Here is a 16,778-nt window from a genome sequence, read left to right on the forward strand (position 1 = left end):
TTTGAAATGAAAAATATGCGGTTTAAATTATTGTTCTTCTCCCTGGGAATGCTGTTCTTATTCTCAAAGTGTTCTAATGAATCTAAAGAAAGTGCTGATACTTCTGCTGCCTGGCTGAAACCCGAGGCCGGAATGTCAGTTAATCTTGGAGATACAATCAGTCTGGAACTGAATTTAAAGGATAAAGCAGATTCTGTTGTTTACTATGCCGATGGAGTTAAACTTCAAAAGTCAACAGATTTAAAGCCGGTAGGGCTTGCTACCAAAGATCTTTCTCTGGGTATGAAAGCGATCACCGCAAAGATCTATCGTGCCGGTACCGATCCGGAAGAGCTGACAACTAATATTGTTGTGAAATCCACTTTGATCCCGCAGAAGTATACTTTTACGGTACAGAATGTATTCCCGCATGATACCAGTTCTTACACTCAGGGGCTCGAATTTCATAAAGGCTTTTTGTATGAGAGTGATGGTCTGTTAGCCGAGTCGAGTATCCGAAAAACTGATTTAGCAAGCGGTAGGGTTCTTCAGGCAACAAAGATCAGGGATGATATTTTTGCTGAGGGAATTACAATAGTGGGAGATAAGATATTCATGCTTACCTATCAGAATTTTGTGAATATGGAATTTGAACTTAATTCATTGAAAATGATTCGTGAATTTCCAAGCCAGTACCGCAGAGAGGGCTGGGGCCTTTGTAATGATGGGAAGGTAATTTATAATACCGATGGTTCAAATATGATTTATATCCTGAATAAGGATACTTACATGCAGGAAAACTCCATAGAGGTTTATGACCAGAACGGACCTGTGGATTCATTAAATGAGCTGGAGTTTGTTGATGGACAGATCTATGCAAATATCTATAACTCAAACAGAATTGTTGTAATCAATCCCGCTAATGGTCAGGTTACCGCTGAAGTTGATCTTACCCGGCTTTATCCCGATGAGTCAAGATCCATGAAAGATTTTGACGGTTTTGTGTTGAATGGAATTGCCTGGGATAGTAAAGGCAAACGTTTATTTGTTACCGGAAAGAAATGGGATAAATTGTTTCAGATTAAACTGAGTCCTCAGTAATAATTCTTAAAGAGTCTCAATCTGTACAAACATGATGGTCTTTCAAAAAGATACACAGCCGCGGAATCTGTTATCATGATTTGTCTTGTCTCCAGATTTTATACTGATTAATCAGCCCATTGGTTGAAGAATCGTGCCCTTTCACTTCCTGCTCATTTTCCAGCTCCGGCAGTATTCGTCCGGCAAGTTGCTTACCTAATTCAACTCCCCATTGATCGAAACTGAAGATATTCCAGATCACACCCTGTACAAATATTTTATGCTCATAAAACGCGATGAGTGATCCCAATGTTTTGGGATCAATTTTTTTAACCAATATGGAATTGCTTGGTTTGTTGCCTTCGAAAACCTTGAAAGGGGCTAATTTTGATATTTCTTCAGCAGTTTTCCCCGCTGATTTCAGTTCATTTTCAACTTCCTCTTTGCTCTTTCCGTTCATCAATGCCTCTGTTTGGGCAAAGAAATTGGAGAGCAAAAGCTGATGATGATTCCCAATTGGATTATGACTCTGAGCCGGTGCAATGAAGTCGCAGGGAATTAATCGGGTTCCCTGATGAATTAATTGATAAAATGCGTGCTGTCCGTTAGTTCCCGGCTCTCCCCATATCACCGGGCCGGTCTGATAGTCAACCGCTTTTCCATTTCTGTCTGTCGATTTACCATTGCTTTCCATATCTCCCTGTTGAAAATATGCAGCAAAACGGTGCATGTACTGATCGTAGGGGAGTATTGCATGACTTTCAGCATCAAAGAAATTGGTATACCAGATACCCAGCAGAGCCAGAATTACCGGAATGTTTTCTCCAAATGGTGTGTTTTTAAAATGCTCATCCGCTTCATGTGCCCCCTCAAGTAATGCCCTGAAGTTTTTAAAACCAATTCCGCATGCAATGCTCAGCCCGATGCCACTCCATAAGGAATAACGTCCTCCAACCCAATCCCAGAATTCAAACATATTTGCGGTGTCAATCCCGAATTTGGATACACCCTGCCCATTGGTTGAGATGGCCACAAAATGTTTTGCAACATCTGCTTCATGAGCATCACTTTTAAGAAACCAGCTTCTTGCCGAAAATGCATTTGCCATGGTTTCCTGCGTGGTAAAAGTTTTAGAGGCAATCATGAATAGTGTAGTCTCCGGATCAAGCTTTTTCAGGGTTTCTGCAATATGAGTGCCGTCAACATTCGAAACAAAATGCAGTTTTAAATGATTGCTGTATGCTTTTAAAGCCTCAGTTACCATTACCGGACCCAAATCTGAACCACCAATTCCGATATTCACTATATCAGTGATCGCTTTTCCGGTATATCCCTTCCAGTTTCCTGAAATAAGCTGATCAGAGAATTTTCCCATTTTATCCAATACCCTGTGGATGTCAGGCAAAATATCCCTTCCCTCAAGAATGAATCCGCTTTTTGCAGGATTGCGTAAAGCGGTATGGAGTACAGCTCTGTCTTCAGTTTGGTTAATCTTCTCTCCGCTGAACATAGCATCAATAGCGTCCCTTAGCCCGCATTCCTCTGCAAGCTGAATCAATAAGCCTTTGGTTTCTGCATTAATTCTGTTTTTTGAATAATCGAGCAGAATATCCCCAAAGCGAATGGAAAATCGTTCAAATCTTTCGGAATCGCTAAAAAACTCACGGATATGCTCATTTTTAATTTCTTCAAAATGAAGATTCAGTGATTTAAATGCATTTGTAGACTTGAAGTGGCTTGCTGACAGCATATGTGCTTATTTATTAAGGATAATATCTCTGATATTGTAAAAATAGATTTAATTTGAATGTATTTCTATACTAACCAGACTAAAATTATGAAGAATTTGCTGGGCGTAAAAGAAAGCGGGTACTTTCAAATCCTGATCAAATGAAGCTGATCCCGGGCAATGTTATGAGTTCTTACCGGGACAAGCTTATTTTCCGAAATCATGTTGATGCTAATTCATTGAGCGGGAGTCTGAAAACAGTTTCGTTGATGATTAAACTCCGTAGGGCTCATGACCACAAAAGCAAAAACTAAAAACCGGGACATTGCCCTGTGTGCTTAATGATTATTTTAATCATGTTGGGTTCATTAATAATTTTCAGGCTAATGTTGATGGATTGACAATTGAAGATATCAGAAGCATTGCCGCGAAATACGGTAAAGTAACTGAGAAAGAAATAAAAGCCGACGGTTTTTAGACTTTAAGGCTGACAGGGTTTTACAACTCTGTCAACCTTATAATCTATATTTTTCCTATTTTTGTATTATGACCAAAGAAAATCTTACAGATTTAAGAGATAGAATAACGTCTCTGAGGAGGCATCTTTGACATCGACAGGAAGTTAGATGACCTCAAAAATGAACAGGATATTGCCCTGAGGCCTGATTTCTGGGATGACCCGAAGGAAGCCGAAAAAGCATTACAATCAATCAATAATAAGAAAAAATGGACAGATGAGTTTCAGGCTGCTGAAGCTTCTGTTGAAGATGCGGCAGTAATGCTTGATTTCTTTCAGTCGGGCGATGCTACTGAAGCTGAATTGAAAGAACAATACGGAATTGCTGTTAAGAAGGTTGAGGAACTCGAGTTTAAGAATATGCTCAGCTCTGAAGAAGATCAGCTTAATGCAGTTATGCAGATCACTGCCGGAGCAGGGGGTACTGAAAGTTGCGACTGGGCTTCAATGCTGCTCAGGATGTATGTGATGTGGGGCGAGAAGCATGGTTTCAAGGTTACTGAACAGGATATACAGGAAGGTGATGTGGCCGGTATTAAGACAGTTACCATTCAGTTTGAGGGTAATTTTGCGTACGGCTATCTGAAAGGCGAAAACGGGGTTCACCGTTTGGTAAGAATTTCACCTTTTGATTCAAATGCCAAGCGTCATACTTCATTCGCATCGGTATACGTATATCCATTGGTAGATGATACCATTGAGATTTATGTTAACCCTGCGGATATTGAATTTGAAACCTTCCGTTCAGGTGGTGCAGGAGGGCAGAATGTAAACAAGGTTGAAACAGCAGTACGTTTATATCACAAGCCATCCGGAATTATCATTAAGAATCAGGAATCGCGCTCTCAGCTGCAGAATAAGGATAATGCAATCCGTTTACTGAAGTCTCAGCTTTACGAAATAGAGATGCGTAAACGTCAGGAATTAACTGCCTCTATTGAAGGCAATAAGAAGAAAATAGAATGGGGATCGCAGATACGAAATTACGTTCTGCACCCTTATAAGCTGGTTAAGGATCTTCGTACTAATCACGAAACTTCAAATGCTCAGGCAGTCCTTGATGGTGATCTGGATGATTTTCTGAAAGCTTATTTGATGGAATTTTAATCAGAACAGGGAACAAAGAATATATACTCCTCCGGATTTTGTACTCCGGAGGTTTTTAATTTTAGAGCCTTTTTAATTTACCTGTAAACACTTTCAATTCTGATTTTTTGCATCTTATTTTGGTTCGGGGAAAATAGCCAGCAGCTCTTCAAGTTCTGCCACTTTGTCAAGGGCAGAGAGTTTATCATACGAGCTGATCAGATTTCTTATGACCCGCTGCACAATTTCAACGTTAGAACATGGTTCATAGAAATGATTGGCAGGCTTAAGGTTAAGCTGCTTCAGGAATGAATCAACATCTTTCCTGCCGAACAAAAATCCCTTATTAAAGGCATTGATATAAAATAAAATACCACTTCCAAAATCTGAATATCCATCTTCTGAACTTTCTTCAACATACGCCAGAATAAAATGCTGAGGTAAGTTTACTCCATAAATAGGTATGTCAAGTTTTTGTGCAATGATTGAGTAAATTACTGCCAGCAGGATCTGATTGCCCTTTCTGCTTTCCAGTACCTGACTCAGATAGGAGTTCTGCGGATCCTGGTGATTTGTTGTATTGCCGCTAAAACCATGAGTTTCGTATAAAATATGATTAATGAGTTTTACCTTTTCAACCGGGCTCATTTCATAGAGCATCTGCATCCAGATATCTCTTTTAATATCTTCCAATTGGTTGATAATCTTTTGTTCATCCAGGTCCGGATACTGATATTTGTTGATGATCAGCATGCCCTGAAGCAGATCAAATGCCCCGCTGATATACCATAGTTCCAGATCACGCTTTACATTACTGAACTGTATTTTATGAACAAGGTTTTCTATACGCTCCTGTAAGATCACATCCAGTGATTGCGACCACGCATCTTCCAGATAGCTGATCACATCATTACCGTATGACAAAAGCTTCTCCTCCACATGTTTTGAAATTTCTGCGTCAGGGTCATCCAGTAATTTTATCAGGGATTCTACTTCTTTTTCGTTCATCATCTTGTCAAATTTAATGAAAAGCTCATATTTAAAAGTACAAAGCTATTAGCAGGAAATTCTATTTTTGCTTCGACCTTTCAGCTTTCTAATGAGCCTTTCTAAGATTATCTTTACGGCATGATAAACCCGCAACTGGCGATAGATTACCTTAAACATCGCTTTAAAGCGAAGACCCGCCATGGGATCCATTCTCCCTTTGTCTATCGTTTGCTTGATAAAGTTATTTACGATTTTCGTGCCAAAAGCGTTTACCATGACATTGAAAAATTAAGGGCAGAACTTTTGTGTGATGAACGGACAATCCGTATTACAGATCCGGGAGCCGGATCACTTGTAAATAATATATCGAAGCAGGTTAAATCGCTTGCCAGAAATGCATTGAGATCCGCATCCCTGGCTCAGCTCATTTATCGTCTTGCCGAAGATCAGAAACCGGAGAATATTATTGAACTGGGAACCTGCCCCGGAATCACAACTGCCTATCTTGCAAAAGCAGTCCCGGGTGCAAAGGTAATCAGTATAGCAGGCTGCCCGGAAACAGCTGCTATAGCAGCCGAAAACCTGAAGAAGCTGAATATCCAAAACGTTGAACTGCTGGTTGGTAATTTCGATGAATTACTTCCTGAGCTCATTCGGGATATTCCCAGGCTCGATTTTGTATTTATTGGGGGTAATCACAGAAAGGAAGCCATGCTGAATTACTTTAAGTGGTGTTTGCCTAAACTTGGTGAAAATTCAGTGATGATATTTGATGATATTTATAGGAGCAAGGGTATTAAAGAAGCCTGGAACGAGATAAAGGCACACCCTGAAGTAACTGTTACCCTTGACCTTTTCTGGATCGGGTTGGTTTATGTCAGAAAAGCCCAGACAAAAGAAGATTTTAAAATCAGATTTTAATAATAGAAGAAATGGAGAGTTGATAACTTCTTTCAACTCTCCATTTTATGATCAATTGCCTTCGAATGCCGGTCCGTAAAGAGCCTTTCCGCTTCTTGTTCCCAGATGTTTTTCATTTTCCACCACGAGTTCTCCATTGACCAGAACATATTTGAATCCTTTTGAATAAGCGTGTGGTTTCTGAAAAGTTGCCATATCATTTACTTCAGCTTCACTGAAAATAACAATATCTGCAGCATAATTCGGAAGTAAAAGCCCACGGTCATTCAATCCGAATTTCTGAGCTGCCAGAGAGGTCATTCTTCGTATTGCATCTTCCATTGAAATCACCTTTTCATCGCGCACATATTTTCCCAGTACGCGGGCGTTAGTACCATAGCCCCTTGGGTGAGGCATTCCTCTGCCGGGTACCGGCACGCCGGCATCTGCTCCAAACATACTGAACGGATATTTCATGATGTTCTTTACATCTGCTTCGTTCATGCTGTTATAAACCATCTGGGCCCCGCCTTTTTCAACCATGTCCATGATCGTTTCAGCTTCGTATTTCGTTTTAGCTTTTCTGCCCATCAACTTATTGATTTCAGAAATGTTCTTTCCATTCAGTGTAGTATCTGATGGGTAGTTCGCAACTACCGCATAACTGTAATTCGGAAATTTATATCCTGCCAGCTGAGCAAGCATTTCTTTTTTAATCCTTGCTCGGGTAGCCGGATCATTCAGCCTGACTTTCATAGAATCATTTCCCCCGGCAAATGTCCAGTCGGGTAACCGAATGCCAAGATTGGTACTGCTCGCAGTGTATGGGTACTGGTCAATTGTTACATCCCAGCCCTGTTCGCGGGCTTCTTTAACCAATCCAAGCGTAATATCTGATTTGCCCCAATTCGCTTTTCCACCGATCTTAAAATGTGAAATCTGAACAGGTATATGAGCCTCTTTACCGATATTAATTGCCTCATTAACTGCATTAACAGCCTTGCTTTCTTCATTCCGGATATGGGAGGCATAAACTCCGTTATTTTTGGCTGCAGCTTTGGCAAGCCCTATAACTTCCTCTGTTTTGGCAAAGGTTCCGGGAATATAAATAAGTCCGGTTGACAGACCCACAGCACCATCTTTCATTGCCTGCTCTACAAGTCCTTCCATTTTCTGTTGCTCCTGACTGGTAGGAGTACGATTATCCCTGTTCATTACCTGCGCACGCACAGTATTATGCCCGATCAGACTCGCCACATTTATTGAGGGACGAACTTTATTGATTTCCTGAAGGAAGGACCCGATATTCTCGGCTGATCCTCCGCAATTGCCTGTAATTACGGTGGTTACACCATCAAAAATGTAGTTATTGGCAGTTGGTGTAGTTATGATCCCTCCCTCGATATGCCCGTGCACATCAATAAATCCGGGAGCAACTATAAATCCTTTTGCATCAATAACTTTCGTTGCTTTCATGTCACCGATGCGACCGGTTTTAATGATCTTACCGTCTTTAACGGCCAGATCTCCATAGTACCATGAATTTCCGGTACCGTCAATGATCTTTCCGTTCCTGATAAGCAGATCAGCATTGTTTTGCGCTTTTACTACAATTGAGCAAAGCAATATTGAAGCAAAGGATAAAATAGTTTTCATATAATTTATATTGGGTGCAATTTGCCCGTTTAATCGTTTATAGCCTGATAGGTTAATGCCCTGAATTTTTCTACAACCTCATTATGTGTTCTTACCTGTAATTGGCGATAGAATAAATAGACCATTTTTTCTTTGGGATCAACCCAGTATGAAGTGCCATACGCACCACCCCAGCCAAATGTTCCAATCTGTGCAGGAGCGCTTCCGCTATTCTTTTCTGTGGCAACCTGAAATCCCAGACCGAATGTTCCGGCTGCATAAGGCACATCCTCAATCTGATTATCAACCATCATTCTTACGGTGTTTCTGCCCAATATCCTTTTGCCATTGTAAACGCCGTCATTCAGCAGCATTTGCAGAAAAATTGCATAATCGTACAGGGTAGAACTAAGGCCTGCACCACCTGAATAATAAGTATGAGGTACTAAAGGATAGTTTGCATTGGCAATACTATTCAGCATACCGGCATTTGCCTTTATTAATTTACCATCAGGTGTTTCCTTGTAGATATTTACCAAACGGTTTGCCTTGCCTGCAGGAATGTTGAAATAAGTATCTTTCATTCCAAGTGGTTCAAATATTCTTGTTCTGAAAAACTGATCCAGACTCATTCCTGAGATCACTTCAACAAGACATCCCAAAAGATCTGTATTCATGCCATAAGTAAATTTTTCTCCCGGCTGATGCATTAAAGGTAATTTGCCCATTTCAGTCATTGCAGACAGTAAAGTTCTGTCTTTAACACCTAAGCCTGAAGTGATATTATGTTTTGCATAGATTGCATTTGCTTCTTTTGATCCGATTTGTGCATAACCAAGTCCGGAGGTATGTGTCAGCAGGTCTTTAATGGTAATTTCTCTTTTTGCCGGAACCGTAGTGTAAGTTGTATCTGCCGGATTGAAGTTAGTCATTACACTCTGGTTCCTGTAAGATGGAATGTATAATGAAACAGGATCAGTCAGCAATAATTTCCCTTCATCAAAGAGGATCATGATCGCAACACTGGTTATTGCTTTAGTTTGAGATGCAATCCTGAAAATGCCATCTTTTTGTAATGGTTCTTTCGTATCGAGGTCATTGAACCCGAAGGCTTTATGATAGGCTATTTTCCCATTTCGGATGATGAGTGCAGCGCCTCCGTTCATATATCCATTTTCCACCCATTCATTCATGGAATTGTCTAACTTCTTTAACCTTTCTGAAGAAAAACCTGCAGATTCCGGGCTGGCGTTTATGACAGTTTGTGCAAAACTCTGCAAACTTGCTGCGAAGATCAGAAGCAGGATAAGATTTTTTTTCATAATGCTGTATTGCTTATAAGTTTTTAAGTACTAAATATAATTTTTATTGACAGATTTCAGATTTGTAAATTATGAATTACAGCACATTAAACAAAGCCGGCATTTAAATCTCAAATTTTAGTGTTTAATAATTTTATTTCGCTCTGATAAATTCTGTCTGAGGATCACCAAACGGACGGGTAACGATTTTGTCAATTTCTCCCTTGTCGTTCGTTAAAAAACTGATCCGCATATCAGGGAAGCCTTTTCCATCATCCATAGTAATGAACTGATCATAATGCCAGTGATGAAGGGTTGCATTCAAACTTCTGTATTGCAGTTGCAGATTATTATTTTTAAAATCAATAAGAATATCTCCGTAAACCGGATGAGTGAATTTTCCGGTATATGCCAATGCCGGGTGCGATGGATAGGTGTTTTTTACTTGTGATGCATTAATTTCATCCACACTCTTTTTATTCCTTTCCTGAGCATCCAGATAATCTTTTCTGTACCTCGAACTCCAATCTGTTATTTCCCTGCTCTGTAATATATCTATTATGGGCAGGTTCATTACAGATCTCAGAGAACCTGCAGATACTGCATTATGAACGATAAACAAAGCAAGGCTGTCTTTTGGCAGATAGCTCAGATTGGAATAAAATCCATCGATTGAACCGGTATGACTTATGAATTTTGTCCCTTTATAGGTTTGAAGGATACGGCCCATAGCGTAAAGCGAATTCGAAAGTTCGTCATATCTCCCTCTTTTGTCGGATATGGCATTCGGAATTTTGGTCTCCTCAATAGCTGCTGCCGAAATAACCTGTTTCCCTTTGTATTTTCCTCCATTTACCTGTAGTATCAGCCATTTACTCATATCAGCCATGTTTGAATAGATATTACCGGCTGGTGCAAGTGATTCTGACTGAGCAAGGAAAGTGCGGGCCTTTAGTTTTTTGTTGTCTTCTGACTCAAAGTAGGAAAGTGAGTGGTTATCCGGCTTTGCACCTATTCCGGTAAATCCGCTGGAATTCATTTCCAAAGGATCGAAAATACGCTCCTGAATATTTTGCTCCCAGCTTTTTTGACTTACTTCTTCTATTGCAATTCCTGCGGTAGTATACATGTTATTATTATAAATGTATCCTTCCCTGAACCCGAGAGCAGGTTTCATATAGTATATTTTACTGATCAGTTCTTTCCTTTTAAAAGGTGCATTGAGCCAGATGCCATCATAAGCCGGAAGCCCGGTGCGGTGACTTAGCATATCCCGGAGGGTAACTTTAAAATTTAATTCCGGATTGCTGAAATTAATCCCGGGTAAATATTGTTTTACCGGCACATCCAGACTTAATTTGCCTTCTGCAGCAAGTTCTGCAGCTAATGTTGCCGTAAACAGTTTGGTATTGGAGGCAATCGGGAATAAAGTGCTTTCAGTAACCGGCAACTTATTTTCGAGATCTCTGTAGCCATAACCCTTTGAATAAATTACCCTGTCTTTATGAACAATAACCAGAGCAAGACCAGGAATATTCCAATCAGCAAGCAGTTGATCGACATAAAGATCTATTTTTGACGATTTATCCGCGAATTCCTTGTCTTGTGCCGATACAAAAAGAGGGAAAAGCAGCAGTAAGAGTATTTTTTTCATTTTAATGCAGATATAACTTCTGAAGCAGCGGGAATTTTCAAACTTCTTGTGGCTTAGTTATTGAGAACAACATGCAAAATAGAAAAAATTACGACCTTAAAATGCTTCACCCAAACTTAAATAAAAGCCGCTTTGTCTTTTTTCGCCCGGATTTTGCTCAGCAATGGCATAATCCATTCTTACGCTGAGCCCGCGCTCAATATCATAGAAATACCTGAATCCGCCGCCTACACTTGGTTTGAAATGAGCCAGCTTCAGGTTCCCGTTTGAATAAACATTGCCTGCAGCTGCAAAAGCAGCCATTCCGATACGGGGATGGAGTCTTAAACGGATCTCACTTTGCAGAGCCATTAAATTATAATCTCTGTACCGGCCAGAGTAATAGCCGCGCATCATTTCGTCGTTGCCCATTTGTGGCAGAAGATAGAAAGGAGTATTATTCCCTCCTATGGATTGGAAGTGTGCATTAATTCCAAAAACTGTTTTTTTGCTCAGACTGTTAAAATTACGTAAATCCAGTTTGATCAGACTTCCGCTGTAATTGCTGCCTCCCCAAAAATCAGGAGCATAGGAGTAATTCAGTTTCAGATAAGTTCCTTTGGTGGTATAGGTATTGGAATTCCGGTTATCAATAATCTGGGTAATCCCGAAGTATAAAACTTTTCCTCCATCCTTGTCATAGATACCTGGATCTGTGCTATAAATTCCTCCGGGATCTTTATCATTGAAACGATAGGATTCATAGGCCAGACTAAAGCCGCTAAAACTTATTTTTCCCAGTTTTTTTTCAATACCGGCATTGAGCTTGAATAATTTTTGTGTAATAGGGTCTTCATTCAATTCCAGTGTAGAGTTTCCGATTCCGTAAAAGTTGAAAGGGAAATTTTTATAACGTATTTCACTGGTAATGTGATATTTGTTCTGAGGTGTCCAGATATCTGATTTTAGCTGCAGATTACTTTGTCGTTTGGTTGTAAGTGTTGCTATACCAATTAGTCTTGAAGTTCTGGTTAAGGTGTCTTTGCGGTCTGTGTAAAACGAATAAAGACTTACAGCTCCCAGCTCTGCACCGGTTTCCTGTGCATATCCGATGGCCGGAAGAGGTAAAAAGCTGCTCGACCGGGTTGTATCGGCTTCATCAGAAAATAGTTTTTTGATCAGCTTCATCTGACTGAAGCCATTAGTATTGATCAGCAGGATTATGCTGAAGGTGAGAAGTCTTCTCAGCAGGTATTTATTCATACAGACTGCTAAGTTAATTATTGTTTGACAGATACTGTTTTTATTATTCGCATTATCGCAATTGCAATTGTCCGGTTAAATTCCGGACAAGACCATCTTTATAGCTATTTCAGGATGTGACACTTTAATCAGGAAGAAAAATAATTGATGCAGCCTGCAGGCGTTTGTATTCCGGGATTTATTACAAATCCCGGAATACGTTTATTCTTTATCCTGATATGCGTGATTCCGTAATTATTTCTTTTCGCGGATAGACTTAAATTCTGAACCATCTTTCCATTGAGCCATCTTTTCTTCAAAGGCTAAGCGTTTTCCAACCTGAAAAAACAGCTTCAGATCTTCTAAACCTCCTTCAAATGTCCATGTAGCGGGGTCATATTCGTCCGAAGGACGGTGGTAATGCTTTTCAGTGTATTCTGCTTCTCTTTTTTCGCCATAGGCAGGCCCCTTGCCAATCACATCAATGCCGTTTGAAGTATATAGCGCAGGTATGCCAACCTTTGCAAAATTAAAATGATCTGAACGATAATAGTATCCGGCTTCGGGATGGTTTTCAAATGCAATTACACGTCCTGCTTTTTCTGCGGCTTCTTTCAGATACTCTTCAAGTTCTGATTGTCCTTGTCCTACAATGATGATGTCTTTGGTTTTTTCAAACTGATTTAATCCATCGATATTAATGTTTGCTACGGTTTTTGCAGCGGGGTAAATGGGGTTTTGTGCGTAATATGCCGATCCCCACAGGCCTTGTTCTTCAGCCGTTACGGCTAATATGACTATGGTTCTTTCCGGCTGAACTTTCAAGCTTTTAAATGCCCTGGCCAGTTCAATCAGTCCGGCAGTGCCGCTCGCATTATCAAATGCACCATTATAAATCGAATCTGCAGTTTCATCAGGTTTGCCAATTCCAAGGTGATCCCAGTGTGAAGTGTAGATAATCACTTCATCAGGACGTTTGGTACCCGTTATTTTACCGATAACATTATGTGATTTGTTGAATATGGTCTTAACGGCGACGCTGGTACTCAGTTTCAGATCTAAAGCCAGGGGTTTGAATCCTTTTTTGTCGGCCTGTGCGAAGAAATTAGTCGAATCTTGTCCGGCAGCAGCTACTAATCTCTTGGCAGCCGGTAGCGAAAGCCATCCATTGATATCGGTATAAACATTGCTTTTTCCGCGGTCGTCAAGTCTTAGCTTGGATGCGTTCCAGTTATTCTGAACTACAGTAAAGGGGTAACTTGCCCCCTCGGTTGTATGTACAATCAGACAACCTTTTGCCCCCTGGCGTGCAGCTTCTTCAAATTTATAGGTCCAGCGACCGTAATAGGTCATGGTCTTGCCTTTAAATAAGCTGGAATCTCCGGCAGCAAAGCCCGGGTCGTTCACCATCACCATGACGATCTTTCCTTTGACATCTAATCCGGCATAATCGTTCCAGTTATACTCGGGCGCAACCACTCCGTATCCTGCAAAGATTACTTCATTGTTATCGAAGCTAACTTTATCGGCAATTTTATCCGTCCAGATTACATAATCATCAAAACCTTTGAGTTTAAAGCTTCCTTTTGATGTGCTTACCTGCATATCCGGAGCCGCTGAAGTCTGAATATTGACCATCGGGACTTCCTGAATATAACTTTCGCCATTTCCAGGCTCCAATCCGGCAGCTTTGAATTGTTTTTGCAGGTAGGCAATGGTTTTTGTTTCTCCTTCGGTAAATGGTTTACGGCCCTGAAGTGAGTCGTGTGAAAGCTCAGCTACATGCAGTTTTAAACTATCTGCATTGAAAGCAGCAAGTCCGTCTTCATCCGAAATTTTTGGTCTATTCTGATTGCAGGCAGCAAGGCAGATCAATGCAGAAAATGCGAGGAATTTAATTTTTAAGTTCATATGGTTAGTATGGTTAGGTTTTGCTAAAATACTGATAAAATTATAGGGTGTTTAAAAAATTTGATTCTTGCTTTGAAATGGGGCGCTATTTTTCTGCGGTCTATCAGAAGCATCTTTGAATAGCTTAATGCCAAAATCAATTTATAATTATTTTATTTTTTAGATTAGGGTAAATATCTGGGAATAAGCATTTTTATAAAGGGTGACAGAATACCCAAGCTACGGGGATTTGGTGAGCTTGTGGAACTTTTGTAATCCTTATATATGAGTTACCTGCAAGCGTAAAACGACACAACTGAAACATGATTGAATCACTTACCATAAAAAATATTGCTACTTACGACCCAGTAGATGGAGTTCAAGTTCCAGATTTAAAGAAGGTGAATTTTTTCTTTGGATATAATGGTTCAGGTAAATCAACAATTGTTAAATATCTATATAATCTAAGCCTTGAAGAAAATCTTAAAGCCCAGCAATACAATGACTGCTCACAAATTGGTTATGATGAGACTACTCATCAAATAATAGTTTTTGATGAGAACTTTACTGAAGTTAATTTCAATAGAAACCCTGTATTAAAGGGAGTATTCTCATTAAACCAAACGAATGCTATTATTGATGGACAAATTGCAACCGAGGAAACTTCAATAAATGAATACAATGAATTAATCCGAAAGAAATCCATCATTATTGAAAATGTAGCCACTGATAAACGGCAAAACCAAAATGCATTATTAGAACACTGCTGGAGACAAAGAAACTTATTTGCAACGTTTACAAAAATCAATCTGATTCATTCAGGAAGCAAACCAAACAACTTACAGGAAATAAAAAACAAACTGACTAATCCTCCTGCTACAGTTCCAACAATTACACAACTATCTGAACGCTATCAATTACTTTACGAAACAGAATTAAAACAAATTAATCAAAGTGTCAATTCTAATCTTTACAAAGAGTTAAGACTAATTGAAATAAAGTTACAGAAGTTACTGCAAGAAGTTATTGTCGGTAATGAAGATGTAGATATTGCCGCTTTGATTGTGAAAATAAATGCAAGAAGTTGGGTTGAAACAGGTGTTCAGTATGTAGACAAAACCGATGGTATTTGTCCATTTTGCCAACAGGATACAATAGATGATAATTTGAAGGAGCAATTCAATAAGTATTTTGATTTGACCTACAAAGAAAAAATTGGTGAATTGGTCGCATTACAAACAGATTACAAACAAAAATCAGAAGCATTTTTATCAAATATTATTAGCGTCCAGAATGAATTCAACCCTAATAATTTGGTGTCAAATATTTATCTCAATCTGCAAAGTCATTTTAATAATAACTTTATAACAGTTGCAAATAAAATTGAAAAACCTAACGAGAGGAAAAGCCTAGTTCCCCTTAATTCTTTCCAAAATGACCTTTCAAGTATTGTAAAGGAGATTAAAGAAAACAATAAAACATTTTCAGAACTAAATACTAATAGAACAAATTTGACTTCTGATATATGGCATTTTATGGCTTCAAAGTGCAAATCAGAAATTGATGAACTGGCATCAAAGGAATTAAAGTATCAGAGCATAACCAACTTGGCAAATGTTTTAATTGCAGACTACAAAGTAAAAATTAATGCATCAAAACAATCCATTGAAATACTCAGAAGCCAAACTGTAAATACGAAAGAAGCTGTAGACAACATCAACCTTATTTTAAGAAACGCTGGTTTTGACGGTTTTGAAATTGGCGAAAAAGATACAGTAAATAATATTTCACAGTATTATCTGAAACGACAAAACACTGCGGACGGCAATCCGATTTTTAAAAGTTTGAGCGAAGGAGAAAAGAATTTTATTTCGTTCTTGTATTTTTTTCAACTCTGTATTGGAACAGATGACATTCAGAACAATGGCAACAAGAAAAAAATAATAGTTATTGACGACCCTGTTTCAAGTTTAGATAGTCAGGCTTTGTTTGTTGTTTCAACTTTGATTCACAATTTGATTTTAAGAAAAGGAGATAATCCGAAAGCAGACAAAAAGCTTCTGAAAAATGATAAAATTTCGCAGGTCTTTATTTTCACTCATAACCTTTATTTCTATAAAGAGGTATCATTTGATAAAAGACCCATTTGTGCGGACTATTGGCATCTTAGAATAATTAAGATAAACAACAAAACATCAATAAAGGGCGAATACAACAAAACTATTTATGACGACTATTCATTGCTTTGGAACACGATTAAAGAATTGAAGGCAAACATTCCAACCACTACTTCTTTGAACATTGTAATTGCAAATTCAATGAGACGAGTTATTGAGAGCTATGTTAACTTTATAGGTTATGGTAAAGACTCTTGGGCTTCTCTTTTTAATTATAATCAAAATGATCCTTCCTATTATATTAAGTGTGCTTTCATTTCTACTATAAATGATGAAAGTCACAAAATTACAGCATTGGACAGTGTCTATTATCAAAAAATAATTAATGAACAGCCCCAAATTTTATTTGACGTGTTTGTAGAAATATTTAAGTCAATTGGCAAGGAACATTATGAATTAATGATGGACGAACAAATTCAGCCATAAGTGAAAAGGAAAAAGCATATAATGATTCAGAAGTCAATAACGCCAGCAGGTAACAGCAGCTACAAGAAATTGGCGGTTCAGTGGTTAAATGAAGCTTTGTGCTTCGTATCAAGTTCAGTTGTGGCAGACAGTTTTCGTCTTCGAAATCGCCAACTTCTTGTAGCTGCAAAACGTTAGTGTTTATGCTAAAAGA

Annotated in this window: 11 protein-coding genes; 4 read left to right on the forward strand and 7 right to left on the reverse strand. The window is 39.0% G+C overall.

Translation table 11 applies throughout. From position 1 onward, the window contains the following. The first annotated feature begins 15 nt into the window (after positions 1 to 15). Positions 16 to 1,080: a glutaminyl-peptide cyclotransferase gene (locus P2W72_RS01370; protein ID WP_276359064.1), complete on the forward strand. Its 1,065-nt coding sequence runs from the start codon at positions 16 to 18 to the stop codon at positions 1,078 to 1,080. 73 nt (positions 1,081 to 1,153) lie between these two features. Here the strand turns inward: P2W72_RS01370 and pgi are convergent, their stop codons facing one another. Next, positions 1,154 to 2,809, reverse strand: coding sequence for a glucose-6-phosphate isomerase (gene pgi / locus P2W72_RS01375; RefSeq protein WP_276359065.1), 1,656 nt, complete (start codon positions 2,807 to 2,809; stop codon positions 1,154 to 1,156). 525 nt (positions 2,810 to 3,334) lie between these two features. Here pgi and prfB point away from each other — a divergent pair. Next, positions 3,335 to 4,412, forward strand: a protein-coding gene (gene prfB, locus P2W72_RS01380) for a peptide chain release factor 2 (protein WP_276359066.1) whose coding sequence is annotated in 2 segments (ribosomal slippage) — positions 3,335 to 3,394 and positions 3,396 to 4,412 — 1,077 coding nt in all. Because the reading frame shifts where the segments join, the coding sequence is not laid out codon by codon here. A gap of 114 nt (positions 4,413 to 4,526) precedes the next feature. On the opposite strand, the gene P2W72_RS01385 is transcribed toward prfB, so the two are convergent. Beyond that, positions 4,527 to 5,402, reverse strand: a complete 876-nt coding sequence (locus tag P2W72_RS01385) for a transglutaminase-like domain-containing protein (protein ID WP_276359067.1) — start codon at positions 5,400 to 5,402, stop codon at positions 4,527 to 4,529. A 117-nt stretch (positions 5,403 to 5,519) separates the two neighbouring features. Here P2W72_RS01385 and P2W72_RS01390 point away from each other — a divergent pair, with 117 nt between their 5' ends. Continuing rightward, the gene (locus P2W72_RS01390) at positions 5,520 to 6,302 is read left to right on the forward strand and encodes a class I SAM-dependent methyltransferase (protein WP_276359068.1); all 783 of its coding nucleotides are present in this window, start codon (positions 5,520 to 5,522) and stop codon (positions 6,300 to 6,302) included. 51 nt (positions 6,303 to 6,353) lie between these two features. Here the strand turns inward: P2W72_RS01390 and P2W72_RS01395 are convergent, their stop codons facing one another. From P2W72_RS01395 to P2W72_RS01415, 5 genes are all read right to left on the reverse strand, one after another. Beyond that, entirely contained in the window at positions 6,354 to 7,937 is a 1,584-nt protein-coding gene (locus P2W72_RS01395; RefSeq protein ID WP_276359069.1) for a D-aminoacylase, read from the reverse strand. Between the two features lie 29 nt (positions 7,938 to 7,966). Next, positions 7,967 to 9,238: a serine hydrolase gene (locus P2W72_RS01400; RefSeq protein WP_276359070.1), complete on the reverse strand. Its 1,272-nt coding sequence runs from the start codon at positions 9,236 to 9,238 to the stop codon at positions 7,967 to 7,969. A gap of 133 nt (positions 9,239 to 9,371) precedes the next feature. Continuing rightward, a complete protein-coding gene (locus P2W72_RS01405; RefSeq protein ID WP_276359071.1) occupies positions 9,372 to 10,871 on the reverse strand; it encodes a serine hydrolase in 1,500 nt (499 codons plus the stop codon). A gap of 96 nt (positions 10,872 to 10,967) precedes the next feature. After that, positions 10,968 to 12,113: a BamA/TamA family outer membrane protein gene (locus P2W72_RS01410; protein WP_276359072.1), complete on the reverse strand. Its 1,146-nt coding sequence runs from the start codon at positions 12,111 to 12,113 to the stop codon at positions 10,968 to 10,970. Positions 12,114 to 12,347: 234 nt separating this feature from the next. Next, positions 12,348 to 14,003 carry a M28 family metallopeptidase gene (locus tag P2W72_RS01415; protein WP_276359073.1) on the reverse strand — a complete coding sequence of 552 codons (1,656 nt, stop codon included), beginning with the start codon at positions 14,001 to 14,003 and terminating at the stop codon, positions 12,348 to 12,350. Positions 14,004 to 14,305: 302 nt separating this feature from the next. Between P2W72_RS01415 and P2W72_RS01420 the strand changes: the two genes are divergently transcribed. Beyond that, complete coding sequence (locus P2W72_RS01420; RefSeq protein ID WP_276359075.1) at positions 14,306 to 16,585, forward strand: AAA family ATPase; 2,280 nt, start codon at positions 14,306 to 14,308, stop codon at positions 16,583 to 16,585. Positions 16,586 to 16,778 lie beyond the last annotated feature (193 nt).

The organism is Daejeonella sp. H1SJ63, from assembly GCF_029360775.1.
Lineage (GTDB): Bacteria > Bacteroidota > Bacteroidia > Sphingobacteriales > Sphingobacteriaceae > Daejeonella.

What these genes read in the sequence shown, in the direction of transcription:
- P2W72_RS01370 (WP_276359064.1), top strand. Translation starts at nt 16, where the DNA reads ATGCGGTTTAAATTATTGTTCTTCTCCCTGGGAATGCTGTTCTTATTC.
- P2W72_RS01410 (WP_276359072.1), bottom strand. Translation starts at nt 12,113, where the DNA reads ATGAATAAATACCTGCTGAGAAGACTTCTCACCTTCAGCATAATCCTG.
- P2W72_RS01390 (WP_276359068.1), top strand. Translation starts at nt 5,520, where the DNA reads ATGATAAACCCGCAACTGGCGATAGATTACCTTAAACATCGCTTTAAA.
- pgi (WP_276359065.1), bottom strand. Translation starts at nt 2,809, where the DNA reads ATGCTGTCAGCAAGCCACTTCAAGTCTACAAATGCATTTAAATCACTG.
- P2W72_RS01385 (WP_276359067.1), bottom strand. Translation starts at nt 5,402, where the DNA reads ATGATGAACGAAAAAGAAGTAGAATCCCTGATAAAATTACTGGATGAC.
- P2W72_RS01415 (WP_276359073.1), bottom strand. Translation starts at nt 14,003, where the DNA reads ATGAACTTAAAAATTAAATTCCTCGCATTTTCTGCATTGATCTGCCTT.
- P2W72_RS01405 (WP_276359071.1), bottom strand. Translation starts at nt 10,871, where the DNA reads ATGAAAAAAATACTCTTACTGCTGCTTTTCCCTCTTTTTGTATCGGCA.
- P2W72_RS01395 (WP_276359069.1), bottom strand. Translation starts at nt 7,937, where the DNA reads ATGAAAACTATTTTATCCTTTGCTTCAATATTGCTTTGCTCAATTGTA.
- P2W72_RS01400 (WP_276359070.1), bottom strand. Translation starts at nt 9,238, where the DNA reads ATGAAAAAAAATCTTATCCTGCTTCTGATCTTCGCAGCAAGTTTGCAG.
- P2W72_RS01420 (WP_276359075.1), top strand. Translation starts at nt 14,306, where the DNA reads ATGATTGAATCACTTACCATAAAAAATATTGCTACTTACGACCCAGTA.